The organism is Pseudomonas taiwanensis (assembly GCF_013393345.1).
Lineage (GTDB): Bacteria > Pseudomonadota > Gammaproteobacteria > Pseudomonadales > Pseudomonadaceae > Metapseudomonas > Metapseudomonas resinovorans_C.
Window position 1 is genome coordinate 56,164 of sequence record NZ_QJRF01000073.1, and the last position, 16,660, is coordinate 72,823.

13 protein-coding genes are annotated in these 16,660 nt (G+C 65.0%); 9 read left to right on the plus strand and 4 right to left on the minus strand.

Features of this window, described 5'->3' with window-relative positions:
* Positions 1-396: 396 nt before the first annotated feature.
* From DM872_RS25085 to DM872_RS25095, 3 genes are all read right to left on the minus strand, one after another.
* On the minus strand, positions 397-1,920 hold the full coding sequence (locus DM872_RS25085) for a flavin-containing monooxygenase (protein WP_179061945.1): 1,524 nt from the start codon (positions 1,918-1,920) through the stop codon (positions 397-399).
* A gap of 139 nt (positions 1,921-2,059) precedes the next feature.
* On the minus strand, positions 2,060-2,332 hold the full coding sequence (locus tag DM872_RS25090) for a hypothetical protein (protein WP_179061946.1): 273 nt from the start codon (positions 2,330-2,332) through the stop codon (positions 2,060-2,062).
* Positions 2,333-2,415: 83 nt separating this feature from the next.
* Positions 2,416-3,618, minus strand: coding sequence for an NAD(P)/FAD-dependent oxidoreductase (locus DM872_RS25095; RefSeq protein ID WP_179061947.1), 1,203 nt, complete (start codon positions 3,616-3,618; stop codon positions 2,416-2,418).
* Positions 3,619-3,948: 330 nt separating this feature from the next.
* Here DM872_RS25095 and DM872_RS25100 point away from each other — a divergent pair, with 330 nt between their 5' ends.
* On the plus strand, positions 3,949-4,482 hold the full coding sequence (locus tag DM872_RS25100) for an RrF2 family transcriptional regulator (protein WP_077527252.1): 534 nt from the start codon (positions 3,949-3,951) through the stop codon (positions 4,480-4,482).
* Positions 4,483-4,935: 453 nt separating this feature from the next.
* Here DM872_RS25100 and DM872_RS25105 read toward each other — a convergent pair whose 3' ends face one another.
* A complete protein-coding gene (locus DM872_RS25105; RefSeq protein ID WP_179061948.1) occupies positions 4,936-5,988 on the minus strand; it encodes a sigma-54 interaction domain-containing protein in 1,053 nt (350 codons plus the stop codon).
* Between the two features lie 319 nt (positions 5,989-6,307).
* Here DM872_RS25105 and DM872_RS25110 point away from each other — a divergent pair, with 319 nt between their 5' ends.
* From DM872_RS25110 to DM872_RS25145, 8 genes are all read left to right on the plus strand, one after another.
* Positions 6,308-7,381 (plus strand): ABC transporter substrate-binding protein, encoded by a 1,074-nt coding sequence (locus DM872_RS25110; protein ID WP_179061949.1) that lies wholly within the window; start codon positions 6,308-6,310, stop codon positions 7,379-7,381.
* A gap of 169 nt (positions 7,382-7,550) precedes the next feature.
* Complete coding sequence (locus tag DM872_RS25115) at positions 7,551-8,759, plus strand: LLM class flavin-dependent oxidoreductase (RefSeq protein ID WP_179061950.1); 1,209 nt, start codon at positions 7,551-7,553, stop codon at positions 8,757-8,759.
* Between the two features lie 4 nt (positions 8,760-8,763).
* Complete coding sequence (locus tag DM872_RS25120; RefSeq protein WP_179061951.1) at positions 8,764-9,855, plus strand: ABC transporter substrate-binding protein; 1,092 nt, start codon at positions 8,764-8,766, stop codon at positions 9,853-9,855.
* Positions 9,852-10,613, plus strand: a complete 762-nt coding sequence (locus tag DM872_RS25125) for an ABC transporter permease (protein ID WP_179061952.1) — start codon at positions 9,852-9,854, stop codon at positions 10,611-10,613. The genes DM872_RS25120 and DM872_RS25125 overlap by 4 nt, the downstream gene beginning before the upstream one ends.
* The gene (locus DM872_RS25130) at positions 10,610-11,347 is read left to right on the plus strand and encodes an ABC transporter permease (RefSeq protein ID WP_179061953.1); all 738 of its coding nucleotides are present in this window, start codon (positions 10,610-10,612) and stop codon (positions 11,345-11,347) included. Before DM872_RS25125 ends, DM872_RS25130 begins: the two co-directional genes overlap by 4 nt.
* Before the next feature lie 23 nt (positions 11,348-11,370).
* Entirely contained in the window at positions 11,371-12,126 is a 756-nt protein-coding gene (locus tag DM872_RS25135; RefSeq protein WP_179061954.1) for an ABC transporter ATP-binding protein, read from the plus strand.
* Between the two features lie 713 nt (positions 12,127-12,839).
* Entirely contained in the window at positions 12,840-15,482 is a 2,643-nt protein-coding gene (locus DM872_RS25140) for a TonB-dependent receptor (protein ID WP_179061955.1), read from the plus strand.
* Between the two features lie 61 nt (positions 15,483-15,543).
* On the plus strand, positions 15,544-16,644 hold the full coding sequence (locus DM872_RS25145) for an LLM class flavin-dependent oxidoreductase (protein WP_179061956.1): 1,101 nt from the start codon (positions 15,544-15,546) through the stop codon (positions 16,642-16,644).
* Positions 16,645-16,660: the final 16 nt, after the last annotated feature.

The window sequence follows — 16,660 nt, forward strand, 5'->3', positions numbered from 1 at the left end:
AACGTTTTGTGTAGGAGCGAGCTTGCTCGCGAAAGGCCGACACCCAAGGTTCGCGAGCAAGCTCGCTCCTACAAGGGAGCCGTGGCACCACACCAACGGCGCAAGCGAAATCCAATGCCTTGTGTAGGAGCGAGCTTGCTCGCGAAAGGCCGACACCCAAGGTTCGCGAGCAAGCTCGCTCCTACAAGGGAGCCGTGGTACCCCACCAACGGCGCAAGCGAAATCCAATGCCTTGTGTAGGAGCGAGCTTGCTCGCGAAAGGCCGGCACCCAAGGTTCGCGAGCAAGCTCGCTCCTACAAGTGCGCCGTGGCACCCCACCAACGGCGCAAGCGAAATCCAATGCCTTGTGTAGGAGCGAGCTTGCTCGCGAAAGGCCCGCTCCGAAGTTTCACGATCTACAAACCGTTGTGCACCACCGCTTCCCGTGACGCAGCCGAATGAACGACCGGCGCGGCGGAAAATTGCAGGCAGGCGTCGGCGACCGGGCCCTTGCGCAGCAACTTCACGTCGCTGAAGTAGTCCATGGACATCACCCAGGGCATGCCCGGTCCCTGGCGTGGCAGGTTGGCCAGCACGCGCTGCACGTAACCGGCACCGAAATCCAGCAGCGGCCGGGTCGGCATGCCAGCCGGTGCCTTGGCCTCGCACACCTCCATGCCGCGCTCATCCATGTAGCCCAGCAGCCGGCAGAAGTGCTCGCAGAGCAGGCTCACCTTGAGTGTCCAGGAAGCGTTGGTATAACCCACCGCGAAAGCGAAGTTGGGGATGCCGGAGAGCATCATGCCCTTGTAGGCGACCGTCTCGCTCCAGGCGATGGGCTGGCCGTCGCGGGACAATTGCACGCCACCGAATACCTGCACGTTGAGGCCCGTGGCGGTGATGACGATATCCGCCTCCAGCACGGTGCCGGACTTCAGCCGCACGCCCTGTTCGGTGAAAGTCTCGACGTGATCGGTAACGATGGATGCCTTGCCGCTGCCCAGTGCCTTGAACAGGTCGCTATCAGGCACCACGCACAGGCGCTGGTCCCAAGGGTTGTAGGGCGGGTTGAAGTGCACGTCCACCGGATAGCCCTTGGGCAGCGCACGTCGATTGACGAAACGGATGATGCGCCGCGCGGCATTGGGAAAGCGCTGGCAGAAGCGCCACATGGCCAACGCCACCTTGGCGTTCTTGTAGCGCACGATGGAATAGGCCGTCTGCTCCGGGAGCAACTTGCGCAGCAGCAACGCGATAGGGTCCTTGGCCGGCAGCGGGATCACATAGCTGGGCGTGCGTTGCAGCATGGTCACGTGCTCAGCCTTGTCGGCCATGGCCGGCACCAGGGTCACGGCAGTGGCGCCGCTGCCGATCACCACAACGCGCTTGCCGCTGTAATCCAGGTTTTCCGGCCAGTGCTGCGGATGGATCAGTTGCCCACGGAATCGCTCGACACCCTCGAAAGCCGGGGCGAAGCCCTGGTCGTAGCGGTAGTAGCCGCCAGCGGAGAACAGCCAGCGGCTGCGCACGATGCTGCGCTGCCCTGAAGCGACATCCTCCACCAGTACTTCCCAGCAGGCGCGTTCGCTGCGCCAGTCCGCCGCTACCACCTTCTGGCCATAGCGGATGTTCTGCTCGAGGCGGTGCTCGGCCACGGTTTCGCGCAGGTAGCTCATGATCGCGCTGGCGTCGGCGATCGCCTTCTCGTCCTTCCAGGGCTTGAACTCGAAGCCGAAGGTGTAGAGGTCGGAGTCGGAACGGATGCCGGGGTAGCGGAACAGGTCCCAGGTCCCACCCAGGTCGTTGCGTGCTTCGAGTATCTGGAAGCGTTTGCTGGGTTGATCCCGCTTCAGGTAACAGGCGGCGCCGATACCGGACAGGCCGGCACCGACGATCAGCACATCGAGCAGTTCCTGCGAGGGGTTCGATTGGGCGGTCATGGCGGTTCCTTGTGCTTGTTGTCGGGACCACGCGTGGCAATGCCATGCTTGAGGCTAGAGCCGGACTATCGTTCCAACAAGCACCGGTCGGCACCATCCAAAAGCATGGAATAGTGACGCTCGACCACCCACGAGAGCGTTACTGGAGAGCAGGCGTCTTCGCCGGCGCACAAACAGTAGATGTAGGTGACAGGAATTCGATGCCGGTCAGCCACTCGTTGGCGAGAATCGACGAGAACATGCCGGACACCGGTTCGGAGCACGGATCGATGGCGAGGTGCAGGCGCCAGGAACTGCCTTCGGCCGATATCGACTGGAGGGTCCAGGCGACGCCGGGCAGGCACTGGCTGATGATCTGTTCGATGGCTGCGGCAGCCAGGGGGCGGGTGGAAATCATGACCGTCAGGCTCATGGCAGGCTCCGGGCATGTAAATCGAGGCCTGGGGTCGCCGTCACAGGACGGGCGACCCAGGCGATGGGCTAACGACTGGGGTATCAGGCAACGACCGGAATCATCGGGTCGGCGGCAGCCAGTGCTGCGGCACGATCAGCCGCCGGCGGGTAGATCCACACGGAGTTGATCTGCTGCTTGATGGACTTGCCTTCCTGACGCTCGAACTTGATCTGACGATCCCAGCCTTCGGTGAACACCGCACCCCAGGCACCGAGGTCCAGGCAGGTGACGTACTTGGGCTGGCTGTAGGGGATCGACGCCACGCCCAGCAGACTGGCCGCCACGTTGTTGCCGGCGGACCGCCCCAGGGCGATCGCATGCTGGCAGGACATCAGCGCATGGTTGCCCTGGTCATCGCATGCCGCGCGGGCGACGTCGCCGGTGGCGAACACACCGTCATGTCCGTGTACCTGCAGGTTGGCGTCGACATGCAGGCGACCCTGGCCATCGCGCTCGGCCGGAACCTGCTCGGTCAGCGAGCTGGCGCGTACGCCAACGGTCCAGATGACGGTATCCGCCTCGATTCGCTCACCACTGAACAGGGTCACGCCAGCGGCATCCACCGACGCCACGCCGCTGTTCAAGCGCCACTCGATACCCAGCTCAGTGGACGCCTCGACGATGGCCCCACGCGGACCTTCGCCCAGGGCGGCACCGATCTCAGTGCCACGGTCGACGACGATCACCCGTACATCGGCATCCTGACCCAGTACTGCACGCAGGCGGGCGGGCATTTCAGCGGCGGTTTCAATCCCGGTAAAGCCGCCACCGGCGACGACCACGGTGTTGCGGCGGTTGGAAGCGGGACGCTCGGCCAGGGACTGGATATGACGATCCAGGCGCACAGCCTCCTCCAGCTGGTCCACATCGAAGGCATGTTCGACACCGGCCATCGCCGGGCGTACCACCTGGCTACCAGTGGCCAGAACCAGGCGATCGTAGCTCAGGTCGGCGAACTGGCCATCGACACCGCGATAGCCCACGCGTTTGCCCTCGACATCGATGCGCTCCGCGAAGCCCTTGACGAAGGTAACGCCCACCGCGTCGAACAGATCGCCCAGCGGCGCCACCATCTTGTGCACTTCGGGCTCGTAGAAGCGCGGACGTACGCGCAGCTCGGCCTGGGGTGCGAGCACCACCACTTCGACGTCATTGCGGCCATGCTGGTCCAGCAGGCGAGTTGCACTCAGGGCGCTCCACATGCCACCGAAGCCGGCGCCGACGATCAGGATGCGTTGTTTCATGGGTTCTCTCCACAAGGCGAAAAGTCAGGTTGTTCCGGGCGGGTGTGCCCGACATCTAAATGCCGGGCTGTGAGGTCATCGCCCCTAACCACACCGGCTAACTGCGACTGTATTTGTCGGAGTTATTTTCAGCAAGCATTTTTTCTTGCCGGGTCATGCCGCTCGTCGCCATCATTCCCTCCAGACCGCGACAATTATGGGCGTTAACGCTTCAATCCTTTAGCATTGAGGTGTCTGAAGTGAAGGAAGGCTTCCCTTGCGGAGCTGGAAACACAGGAAACGTAATTGAGATGGCCGCCATAATGGCGACAATATAAGTCGGAGTTAACCATGGCTTTGTACAGTGCGGGCGTGGAGTACGGCATCCATTGCCTCCTCTACCTGGCAGACGAGAAAGGCGACGGCCGCGAAGCCAGCGTGCGCACCCTGGCCGAATTGCAAGGCGTGCCGCCGGAACTGCTGGCCAAGGTCTTCACCCGCCTGGCGCGGGCGGGCCTGGTAGCAGCGACGGAAGGCGTGCGCGGCGGCTTCCGCCTGGCACGGCCGGCGGACCAGATCAGCGTGCTGGATATCGTTCGCGCCATCGATGGCGACAAGCAGATATTCGAATGCCGTGGTGTGCGCGAGCGCTGCGCGATCTTTGGAAGTGAATGCCCGGCGCCGAACTGGGCCGTCGCCGACCCCTGCTCCATCCACGCCGTGATGCAGCAGGCGCAGCAACGCATGGAAGAAGCCCTCGCCCAGCAGACCATTCTCGACCTCGTGCGCCGCGTCGCCCGCAAGGCCCCTCCCGAGTTTGGCGAACAGATATTGCGCTGGATGAACGAGCGCCACGACGGCAAGGTGGAGATCGGGCCGCTCTGAGGCGCCGGCCCTTGTGGGAGCGAATTTATTCGCGATTTCCGTAGGTTGCGGCTGAGGCTACGAAGCCCAACGCGCGAAGTCGCCCCCGCTACGTTGGGCTTCGCTGCGCTCAGCGCCAACCTACAGGAGGCACGGCACAAACCCTGTGGAGGCGATTTCAGATCGTAGGATGGGTAGAGGAACGAAACCCATCGCCTCGGAACGGAACCCCGCTGCGTTGGGCTTCGCTGCGCTCTGCCCAACCTACGGGAGGCATGCGGCCTCCTTCGCGAATGAATTCGCCCCCACAGGAAGAGCCGGCATTCCAGACCGCGTAGGGTGGAAGTCGCTTTTTACTTCCACCATTGCGAACTCGCCGGATGCCCGAAGACGATGGGGTTCGCTGCACTCCGTGGGGGCGATTTCAATCGCTATGCGGACCGCAGGTTCGCCTTTCGAGCCTACTGCAGGCGCTCACCCCAACTCCCCAATCTTCTCCAGCCGCGCCCTCACTATATTGCGGCTGATGCCGAGCAGCCTGCCGGTCTGCAGCTGGTTGCCATGGCAGAAGCGATAGGCCGAACGGAAGATGGTCTCCTCGATGTGCTCGTAGAGATTTGGCAGGTTTTTCTCGAACAACTGATTGAGCACCGCATCCAGGTTAGCCGGGTTGTGTGCGGCCGGCAGGCTGGGGAGCCGTTCTTCGTGACGGATCGCCTGGGTGCGCATGTCGACAAGGTGCAGATCATTGGGCTGGACCACCTCGTTGCGGCACACCAGCAGCGCGTGATGGATGGCGTTCTCCAGTTCGCGGATGTTGCCCGGCCAGCTGTGCCCGAGCAGCACGCGCTCGGCGTCGAGGCTGAGCGCGGCGCGGTTGTAGCCCAGGCGCTGGCAGTGTTCCTGGATGAAGAATTCGGCCAGCGGCAGGATATCGCCCGGACGTTCCCGCAGTGGCGGCAAGCGCAGTGTCGCCACGTGCAGGCGATAGAACAGGTCTTCGCGAAAATGCCCGGCCACCACGGCGTCGGCCAGGTTGACGTTGGTCGCCGCGATGACCCGAACATTGATGGGCACCGGCGTGCGTGACCCCAGACGTACCACCTCGCGCTCCTGCAGCACCCGCAGCAACTTCACCTGCATGGCCAGCGGCAGGTCGCCGATCTCGTCGAGGAACAGCGTTCCGCCATTGGCCGCTTCGAACCAGCCCGCCTTGTTCGCCGTGGCGCCGGTGAAGGCGCCCTTCTCGTGCCCGAACAGCTCGCTCTCCACCAGGGTTTCGGGGAAGGCGCCGCAGTTGACGGCAACAAAGGGCTCCTTGCTACGTCGGCTGAGGTGGTGGATATGGCGGGCGACCAGTTCCTTGCCGGTTCCGGTCTCGCCGATGATCAGCGCATTGGCCTCGCTGGGCGCCACCCGCTCGATCCGGCTGAGCAATTCCTGCGAGCGCGGGTCCTTGAAGACCAGCACGGTCGCGCGGACCGACTTGGTCAGTTCACGGGCATTGGGGTGAGTGAGCAGTGACATCTCGAATTCCTTGCTTTCTGATGCGCCCGGGCATCTTGCATCAAGCCTTTTAGATAATTAAGGAATTAATAAATATTTGTTAATTCCCAAAAGAAATATATGTACATTTCCCTGCGCCGATTGCTGAATCGGCAGCAATCCTCCAGCACCCCTGCTGAAATCCCAGCACCCGCGAAACACCCGCGAGGCGAATCCTTTCAGGCCTCCAAGCCACGCCGCCTCTGGGCTTCGAGGTAGCCGCGCGGTTGCTGGCATGCATTTCGCTCCCTTCCTCCGCAAATGCCGGACCAACTGGCAGGAACTGGAAAGGAGAACTCCCATGAAGAATCCATGGCGCGCCGGATTGGCAGCGCTCGCCGCAGTGTTCGCCGTCGGCCAGGCCCTCGCGGCCGAGGTGCCGGCCTCCGTGAAGATCGCCATCGTCGCCTACACACAGGGCGGTAAGCCGGTATTCGGCGGCATCCCGGGACGGGTGATCGAAGACGGCTGGCTGGAGAAGGAACTGGCGGCCAAAGGCGTGAAGCTCGACTGGATCGCCCTGCCCCACGCCGGCGCCGGTCCGCAGATCAACGAGGGCTTCACCAACAACAGCATCGACTTCGCCGTGCGTGGCGACCTACCCTCGGTCATCGGCGGCGCCGGTGGTGTACCGGGCAAGCTGATCGTCCCCGGCGGCAGCGGCAATAACGTCTACCTGGTGGTGCCTGCCTCGTCCACGGCGCAGAGCATCGACGACCTCAAAGGCAAACGCCTGGCGCTGCATCGTGGACGCCCGTGGGAGTTCGCTTTCAGCAACTACCTGGCGAGCAAGGACCTCAAGCTCAATGACTTCAAGGTCGCCAACCTCAACCCGCAAGTCGGCGCCGCAGCGGTGTCGGCCGGCAAGGTGGATGCCGCCGTGCTGCTCAGCGAGTCGTACCTGCTGGAAGACAAGGGCGTCGGCCGGATCATCTGGTCTACCAAGCAGGGCGATAACAGCTGGCGCCTGATCTCCGACCTCTGGGGCACCGATGACTTCATCCAGCGCTATCCCGAGATCACCCAGCTCCTCGCCACCGCCTGGGTCAAGGCGGCCTGGTGGATCTCCCAGGAGCAGAACAGGGACGCCTACTACCAGCTCTCGTCCCGCGCCGGCACACCGGAAAGCGTGCTGCGTCGCGATGACCAGAACGACCCGGTGGCCTGGAAGGATCGCTGGGCGCCCAAGAGTGATGCGCAGCTCAAGGCCCACTACCGCGCCCTCACCCAGTACGCCCTGGATAACAAGCTGATCCGCCAGGACTTCGATATCACCGCGTCCTTCGCGACCCGCTTCACCAACCAGGCAATCCTCGACCTCAAGCTGGAGAACTACTGGCCCAGCCTGAGCAACCAGGTCACTGCCAGCCACTGACAGACCGAACGCTGCTGGCGCACTGCTGCGCCAGCAGCAAGGGGTTTCTGCCACTCCAGCACGGGCAAACGGCCGCTCGCAACCCACGTCCTGCAAGGCTTCCGTCGAAGTGGCGCGAAACCTGCTCAATCCCAATCGACCGTATCCACCGCTTCCTGACGAGGCCCCCATGAGCATTGAATTCTTCACCCGTCTGCCCCTGCATGGCGAAACCCAGTACCTGCCCGGCGACCCCCGCAACCGTGGCGACTGGAACCGTGGCGAGCGCAGCACCGGCGCCGTCTCCAGCTTCCGCGTCGGCGACCACTTCACCTACATCGACTACCTGGGCCAGATCGCCCGCGCCGCTGAGATCAACGGCTTCGGCGGCGCCCTGATGGTCAACGCACCGACAGGCGAAGAACCCTGGACCGTCTGCTCCCTGCTGGCGCGGGAAACGCGCACCCTCAAGTTCGTCACAGCCTTCCAGCCCTATCACTACACGCCCTGGGTCGCCGCCCAGCAGGCCGCCACCTACCAGCGCGCGACCGGCAACCGCCTGGTGTGGAACATCATCAACGGCGGTTCCGATGCCATTCAGCGCCAGGTCGGCGACTTCAGCAGCCACGACGAACGCTATGACCGCGCCATCGAGTTCCTCGATGTGGTCAAGGGCTACTGGCACAACGAGAACTTCCATTACGAAGGCAAGTACTACCGCGCCGAAGGCGGTGGCCTGCGCGGCCCGCTGAAGAAGGCCGAGCTGCCGCTGATCTGCACTGCCGGCTCCTCGATTCCAGCCCGCGAGTTCGCCGCCAAGCACGCCGATTACTACCTGATGCGCGCCGAGCATCCGGACGAGGTCCGGGCGCTGATCGCCGATGTCCGCGAGCGCGCTCTCAAGTACGGCCGCAGCGATATCCGCTTCGGCATGTCCATCGACGTGATTACCCGTGAAACCGAGGAAGAAGCCCGCGCCGAAGCCAAGCGTTTCTTCGACGAAGGCATCGCCAAGGGTGCGGTCAAGGCGGTCGCCGCCCACGCCGGACTGCGCACCGCGCGCAAGCTCAGCTACGAGCACGGCTACACCGAGAAGAATGAAACCCAGGGCTACGACGACTTCTTCATCTACCCCAATGTCTGGGCCGGCTTCGGCTACATCGGCATTCCGCCGGGCTGCGCCCTGGTGGGCAGCTACGAGAACGTGGTCGCACGCATCCGCGAATACAACGCGGCCGGCATCGACCTGTTCTTCCTCGCCGGCTACCCGCACCTGGAAGAGGCCTATCGCCTGGGTGAACACATCCTGCCGCACTTCCGCAGTGAACGCGCCGAGCTGGTCCGCAGCCACGACAGCCTGCCGGAGCTGCGTTCCGTGAACGGTCCCGCCGGAGCCTGACGCCATGGATGCGCATCGTCGTCTGCTCGATCTCAGCCTCGCCCTGACCGTGCTCCTGTCCATGCTGCCCATGCTCGGCATGGCCGAGCCGCTCCCGGAGGTGATCCGCATTTCCACCGGCGCCGGCTCGCCGCTGACGCCCAAGCTTTCCGGCGCCAACTCCGGCCTGACCGCCGCACGACAGGCCGTGGAGCAGGAGTTCGCCGCAGACGGCGTGCGCATCGAATGGTTGCATCCGCTGGGTGGCGGCGTGGCCAGCAACGAGGCCCTGGCCAGCGGCGCCGTGGATATCGGCTATGCCGGCGAGTTCCCGGCCATCTTCGGCCGTGCCGCCGGCCTCAAGACGCGCTTCGTCGGCGGCGGGTTCCGGGGCAACAACGCCTACCTGGTGGTGAAGGGAGATTCATCCGCCCATGACCTGGCCGAGCTCAAGGGCAAACGCATCGCCATCATGAAAGGCCAGCCCTGGGAGTACGGTTTCGATCGCCTGCTGCGCAGCAAGGGGTTCACCCAGGCCGACTTCAAGGTCCTCAACCTGAGCCTGGTGGACTCGCGAACCGCCCTTGAACAGGGCCGTATCGACGCGCTCTACGCACCCGGCGTGTATGGCGCCAACCTGGCCGCCGATGGCCGTGGGCGTATCCTCTGGTCGACCCGCGAGGCACCCAGGGACTGGCAGTTCGCGGCAGACTTCTTCGTCGCCGAGGACTTCGCGCAGAAGTACCCGACCGCCGTGAAGCGCTTCCTCAAGGCGGTGATCCGCGTCAGCGCCTGGGCCAGCGATCCGAAGAACGGCGATGAGCTGTTCCAGACCTGGGTCCCCCAGGGCTATAGCGTCGAGCAGCAATGGAAGGAATACCGCGACAGTGACTTCCTCTTCCGCTTCTCGCCCATCCCCGATCCGTTCCTGCTGGCCCACTACCGGGAAGTCGCCAACTACATGCTGGAGAACCGCCTGATCCGCCGCCCGGTGGACATCGACGCCTGGGTGGACCGCAGCTTCGTCGATGCCGCCCTGCGTGAACTGCAGCTGGAAGGGCACTGGCCGGAGTACGACCGCGAAGGTAACCCGCTGCCCCAGGTTGCCCGGCAATGACCCTGGTCTATCCGCTGCTTCGGCTGCCAGTGACGCTTGCCGCCCCGCTGCTGGTGCTGGGCCTGTGGTACTGGGTGGCCGCCAATGAACTGGCGCCGGCCACCCTGCTGGTGCCGCCGGCGCAGGTGCTCGAAACCCTCTGGCTGATGCTCGGCAGCGGCGAGTTGGTGGAGTCGGCGGGCACCACCCTGGCGCGGGTCGCCGCCGGGTTTCTCGCCGGTAGCCTGGTGGGCATCGCCACCGGCGTCGTGCTCGCGCTATCCCCTCGGGTGGACCGCAACCTGGGCCTGGTCATCAACCTGCTGGCCCAGGTTCCGGCGATTGCCTGGACGCCCCTGATCATCTTCCTGCTGGGCATAGACGAGGCCTACAAGGTCTTCCTGATCGCCTTCGCTTGTTACTTCCCCGTCGCGGTGAAAACCCGCGAGGGCATTCTCGGCCTGTCACCGCGCCTGCTGGAGGCCGCCGCCGCGCTCGCGTTGCCGCCGGTCCTGCGCTACCGCAAGGTGATTCTGCCCGGCGCCCTCCCCGCACTGCTGGCCGGGCTGCGCATCGGCCTGTCCAAGGCCTGGATCGCCGCCATTTTCGGCGAGCTGTTCGCCTCCAGCAGCGGCCTGGGCCACCTGATGAACAGCGGCCGCATCTACTTCCAGATGGACGTGGTCCTGGCCGCCATGCTCGCCACCGGGGTGCTCGGTTTCCTGAGTGACCGCTTCCTGCTGTGGCTGCATGACCGCCTGCCTGGAGCCCGACCATGAGCAGCCTCGACTACCCCGTGCGCCGTGTAGCCATCGGCGCCGTACTCGCCTGTGCCACCCTGGCGCTGCTCAGCTGGCGTGGCCCGGCGATCCTTCCGGACGCGCGGTTGCTGGAGCTCATCCACCTGCTTGCGCAAGCCAGCCTCGGTAGCCTCGGGCGCCTGCTGGCGGGACTCGCCCTGGGCCTGCTCACCGGCACCCTGCTGGGCGCGCTGATGGCCACCTGGCCGCTGCTGGATCGCTTGCTGGGCTCGCTGATCCACCCGCTGCGACAGATGCCGCTGTTCGGCTGGATCGCCCTGCTCGGGCTCTGGGCCGGCTTCGGCGAAACCTCCAAGGTGATCTTCATCGCCCTGGCGGTGACCTACACCATGATCATCGCCGCCTACCAGGCCGTGCGCGCCGTACCGCCACGCCTGGATGAAGTTGCACGGGCCTACCAGCTCGGCTGGGGCAAGCGCCTGCGGGTCTTGTTGCTGCCCGCCATCCTTCCGGCCTGGCTCGGCGGCCTGCGTATCGCCCTGGCCGTGGCCTGGAGCGCCACCATCGGCGCCGAAATCCTCATGGGCGCCAGTGCTGCCGGCCTGGGTGGTTTCATCTGGGGCCAGCGCGAGGTCGGCAGATTCGACCTGGTCCTGCTCGGCACCGCCCTGATCGGCACCTTCGCCGTGCTCTCCGATTTCGCCCTGCGCCAGGCGGAGCAGCGGCTCCAGCGCTGGCTGCGCGGGTATTGAACGCCAACTTCCAGGAGGACGCCATGAGCGCCGCCACCGTGGCCCTGAACGGGGTCAGCAAGCACTTCCAGTTACCCGGCCAGCGCCTCGAAGTACTGCGGGACCTTTCCCTCGATGCCCGCCCCGGCGAGTTTCTCTGCCTGGTGGGCGCCAGCGGATGCGGCAAGTCGACCCTGCTGCGCCTGGTTCTGGGCCTGGAGCAGGCGGACCAGGGTGAAGTCCGGGTGGCCGGGCAACCGGTCCAAGGGCCCGGTGTGGATCGCGGCATCGTGTTCCAGGACCACCGCCTCTTCCCCTGGCTGAGCGTCGAAGAGAACGTGCAACTCGCCCTGCATCGCAGCCCGCTGGGCGAACAGGAGAAACGCGCCCGGGTCCGTCACTACCTGCAACTGGTGGGTCTGCAGGGCTTCGAACGCGCCCGGCCCGAACAGCTCTCCGGCGGCATGGCCCAGCGCGCCGCGATTGCCCGGGCGCTGGTGGCCGAACCCCAGGTACTGCTGCTGGACGAACCTTTCGGCGCCCTCGACGCTCTGACCCGCCAGCGCCTGCAGGACGAACTGCTGGGCATCTGGAAACGGACCGGCGCGACCCTGATCCTGGTCACCCACGACATCGACGAGGCGCTCTACCTGGCCGACCGCGTCGTGGTGCTCGACTCCCGCCCCGGCCGCATCCGCGAAGTGCTCGACGTCGCCGCCCCGCGCCCCCGCGAACGCCATGACGCACGTCTGGCACGGCTGCACCGGTACATCCTCGGGCTGCTGGCCGACCAGGCCTAACCTCTCTCACTGGCGCTAAACCTGTAGGAGCGAGCTTGCTCGCGAAGAAAATCGCGCTCGGTCCATTCGCGAGCAAGCTCGCTCCTACAAGGCGTGCCCCATTCGCTCCCACACACGTAGGTTGGGCTGAGCTACGCGAAGCCCAACACGCAAACCCCAACCCACACGCGAATCCGATCCCCTCAACGTTGGGCTTCGCTGCGCTCTGACCAACCTACGGTCCGAGTTCCTGCCGCAGTTGTAGGTTGGGCTGAGCTACACGAAGCCCAACACGCGAATCCCAACCCACGCGCGAAATCCGATCCCCCGCAACGTTGGGCTTCGCTGCGCTCTGCACCAACCTACGGTCCGGGCTCATGCCGTAGCTGTTGCTGAATTTGCAGCACGGAGTCAGCACACCCTGCCGCGTGCCCAGCACCGTTCCAGCAACCACACCCTCAACGCCCCGTTTTTCCGCTTAAAACCGCCGTTCCGGACATGGCATGGACCCTGCAATCACCCATTCGACCCGAGCACAAAACCGCCCGGGCAGCAGTTGAAAGAGGCAACGCGAACTCCTCCGGGAAACACCCAAGGGCGATTCAAGAGACAACTCCCGCCTGCGTGAAGAGACAACTCCTTCCTACCGCGTGAATGCACTCGAACCTGAACGGCCGCCCTGCGGGTGCGGACCGGCTCGCCCTGGAAAAACCACTTTCGGAGAACTGAAGTTCATGTCCAACGCCGCTTTCCCCATCCAGCCCGCGCGAGCGGGTTGGCGTCCGTCCAGGTTGTCCCTGGCCATCCTCGCGCTGATCAGCGCCGCTGCCACGGCCGAAGAGGCGAAGAACACAGAGACTCAAAACCAGAAGCCCCAGGCAGAGGAAACCCGCCTTGGCGTGGTCACGGTGCAGGGCAGCAAGCTGGACACGGAAACCTCGGTGATTCCCGTGCGCCCGGTGGCCTCGGTCTATGGCGGCAGCCAGGTGGACGTGCTGGACACGCCGCGCTCGGTCAACCAGATCAATGCCGAGCAATTGGCCAATGACCCGATCCGCAGCTCCGATGACCTGGTCAAGTACGCCCCCGGCATCACCCGTGGCGGTGGCCAGAACGCCGGTGTCGCCCCGCAGTTCCGCGCCCAGAGCTCGGAGATCTTCCAGGACGGCCAGCGCGTCTACAGCGTGCGCCACCCCGCCAACTTCAACGCCTACGAGGGAGCAGACATCGTTGCTGGCCCCTCCTCCGTGGTCTACGGCTCGGTCAGCGGCAGCGGCGGCTACATCAACTACCTGAGCAAGAAGCCGAGCTTCGACACCTTCAAGACCCGCCTCAGCGGCGAGGTGGGAAGCTGGATTCCCGACGGCGAGTCCCGCGACTCGACCCGTTTCACCGTGGACAACACCGGCCCTATCAATGAGGCGCTGGCCTACCGGGTGAGCATCACCCGCCAGCGCCAGGAAACCTTCTACGACAACGTCGAAAACAACTTCGACGCCTTCTACGGCGCCTTCGCCTGGCGCGGTGACACCGCTCGCATCGACTGGAACGCCAGCTACGACGACTACTACGACTGGAACATCACCCACGGCTGGAACCGCCCTACCCAGGACCTGGCCGACAGCGGCAAGTATTACGCCGGCCGCTCGACGCCGATCTTCCAGAACGGCAGCACCTTCTGGTCGCCCGTTCTCTCCTCCGGCGCCGCCGATGCCTCGGTGCTCGGCTGGGTGCAACGCCAGCGCAACGCCCAGGGCCAGTTCGGCGTGGTCAACGGCAGTTTCCAGTCGGCCTCGCCCAATACGCAGGCCAGGCCCGGCAGCCTGCGCGGCTGGGTGTACGACCCGAATCTCGCCGGCAACGGCCTGGTCGACCTGGACTCGCAGGTTTCCCAGCGCGCCGAGGACAAGAGCACCTCACGCCGCTTCGCCACCCAGCTACGCGGCGAATGGGACCTGAGTCCGGACATCACCCTGGCCAACAGCACCTACTACCAGGACTCCGACGACACCACCGACGCGGTGGGCGCCTTCCAGGTCCAGGCCAAGGACGAAATCTTCGAGAACCGCTTCGAGTTCCGCTCCGGCAACGAAGGCGAATTCTTTGGCCTCAAGGTACGTGACGACAGCAATACCGGGCTGATCTACCGCCACGAATACAACCGCTCGATCGCCGCCAACAACAGTTTCGGTTCCACCATCCATGCCTACGACCTGACCCAGGACCCGTCCACCAAGAACCCGGGCGACCTGCTCGGCCTGAACAACCTCAACCCCGCCGGTGGTAACGGCGCCTGGATCGGCCAGCCCGGCGTTCCGCAGTTTTCCGATCTCTATGGCTGGCTCAACCTGGCGCCGATGTTCCCGGCAGGCCACCACCTCTACGCCGAATCCATTGCACCCTACACGGCAGAAGGCACCTGGAGCACCAAGACCTTCTTCACCCAGCACAACCTGCGCTTCGCTGAGCGCTACGGCCTGAACCTGGGCGCCAGCCGCAGCTGGATCGACGCCCAGATCGAGAACCCCTTCGTCCTGCGCCCCGGCACCGAGCGCCAGGACAGCGACAGCTACAAACTGTTCTCCGTGCAAGTCAGCCCCTGGTTCAAGCCGACCGACTACAGCACGCTGTACTACACCTTCGACCGCTCCCTGGCAGTCAATACCGGCTTCTTCACCAACGGCATCGGCTGGGGCACGGGCGCCGGGGCCAACCTGCTCAACCCGCTGTCGTTCAAGAGCCTCAGCGTGCTCCACGAGGTGGGCCTGAAGCTCGAGCCCCTGCCGGACCAGTTGTTCTTCACCCTCGCCGCCTTCCGCCAGGAACGTGACCAGGCGCCGGACAGCAATAACAACATGGCCCGCCTGATCATCAAGGGCGTGGAATCCAGCCTGCGCTACCAGCCCAACGCCAACCTGCGCAGCGGCCTGAACTTCACCCGCCTCACCGCCTACAACGAGTTCGTCTCCCAGGCGGGCTTCGCCTCTGCCGGTTTCATCCCGGACAACGGCACGGTGTTCGGCGACAACAACAGCCTCAACCTGCGCCCCTCGGGCCGCTTCGATGCGGTGCAGATTCCCGAGTACAGCGTCAGCGGCTACCTCGACTACAGCTTCGATTCGGGCTTCGGTGCCGAGCTGTCCGGTTGGTGGACCAGCGACTGGTACCTGAACCTATCGAAGACCGTGAAGGTGCCCAACGAGTACAACCTCGACCTGGCGGTGTACTACCGCCAGCCCCAGTGGAGCGCGACCGTGCGCGTGCTCAACCTCACCGACGAACTGAACTTCGTCAGCGGCCTCGCCGGCTCCACCAACACCTTCCTCCAGCCCATGCCCGGTCGCACCCTGCTGGCCCAGGTGGACTACCAGTTCTGACCCCGCGCGGGGTTCGGCCCCGCGCATCCATTGCCCTTCGCCAACCCTCAAGGAGTGAACAATGTCTATCGAGTTCGTCGGGATGGTCTTCCCCCGCCAATGGTCCGAAACCCACGGCCCACGCACAGGTGACTTCGACCTGGAATTCCTCCGCCAGCACGCCCGCGCCCACGAGCACGCCGGGTTCGACCGGGTGCTGATCGCCAGCGGCCCGGGCAGCGCCGACAGCCTGCAACTGGCCGCGTATGTCGCGGCCCACACCGAGCGCCTGGGCTTCATGATCGCCCACCGCCCTGCCCTGACTTCGCCCACCGTCGCCGCCCGCGCCTTCGCCACGCTGGATCACACCACCGGTGGCGGGCGCATCCGCCTGCACGCCATTACCGGCATCACCGCCGAACCCCAGGAAGGCGACCCGCTGCTGGACAAGACCGAACGCTACAAGCGCACCGATGAGTACCTGGAGATCGTCCGCCGCACCTGGACGTCCGAAGAACCCTTCGACTTCGACGGGCAGTACTTCCAGATCAAGGGCGCCTTCTCACCGGTCAAGCCGCTGCAGAAACCGCATATCCCGATTTCCTTCGGTGGCTCGTCCGATATCGCCTACCAGATCGCTGTGAAGCACGCCGACCTCTATGCGCTGTGGGGCGAGCCACTGACCGGCGTAGCGGAGCAAATCGCCAAGCTGCGCGCAGCGGCCCAGCAGGCCGGGGTGGCTTCACCTCGGGTGAGCCTGTCGGTGCGTTTGATCCTCGGCCCCACGGAGGAACTGGCCTGGAAGCGAGCAGGTGAAATCCTCGCGCAGATTCAGGCCAACCCGCAGTTCGCTGAAGGCAGCCCCTGGCGCAAGCGGATCAAGGGCACAGGTTCCGAGCGCCTGCTGGCCGCGGCGGCTGCCGGCGACCGCCACGACCGCGCCCTGTGGATGCCCACCGCCACCGCCGTAGGCGCCTACGGCGACACCACCGCGCTGGTGGGCACACCGGAAACCGTGGCCGAAGCGCTGCTGGATTACGTGGACCTAGGCGTCACCACCTTCCTCAACCGTGGTTACGACCCCTACTACGACGCCGTGGACTACGGCCGCTGGATCATCCCGGCAGTGCGCGCCGAAGCCCGTCGGCGAGCGCTGCAACGGGCGGAAAAGGCGTCTGCCTGACGCCCGGTGATGGGTA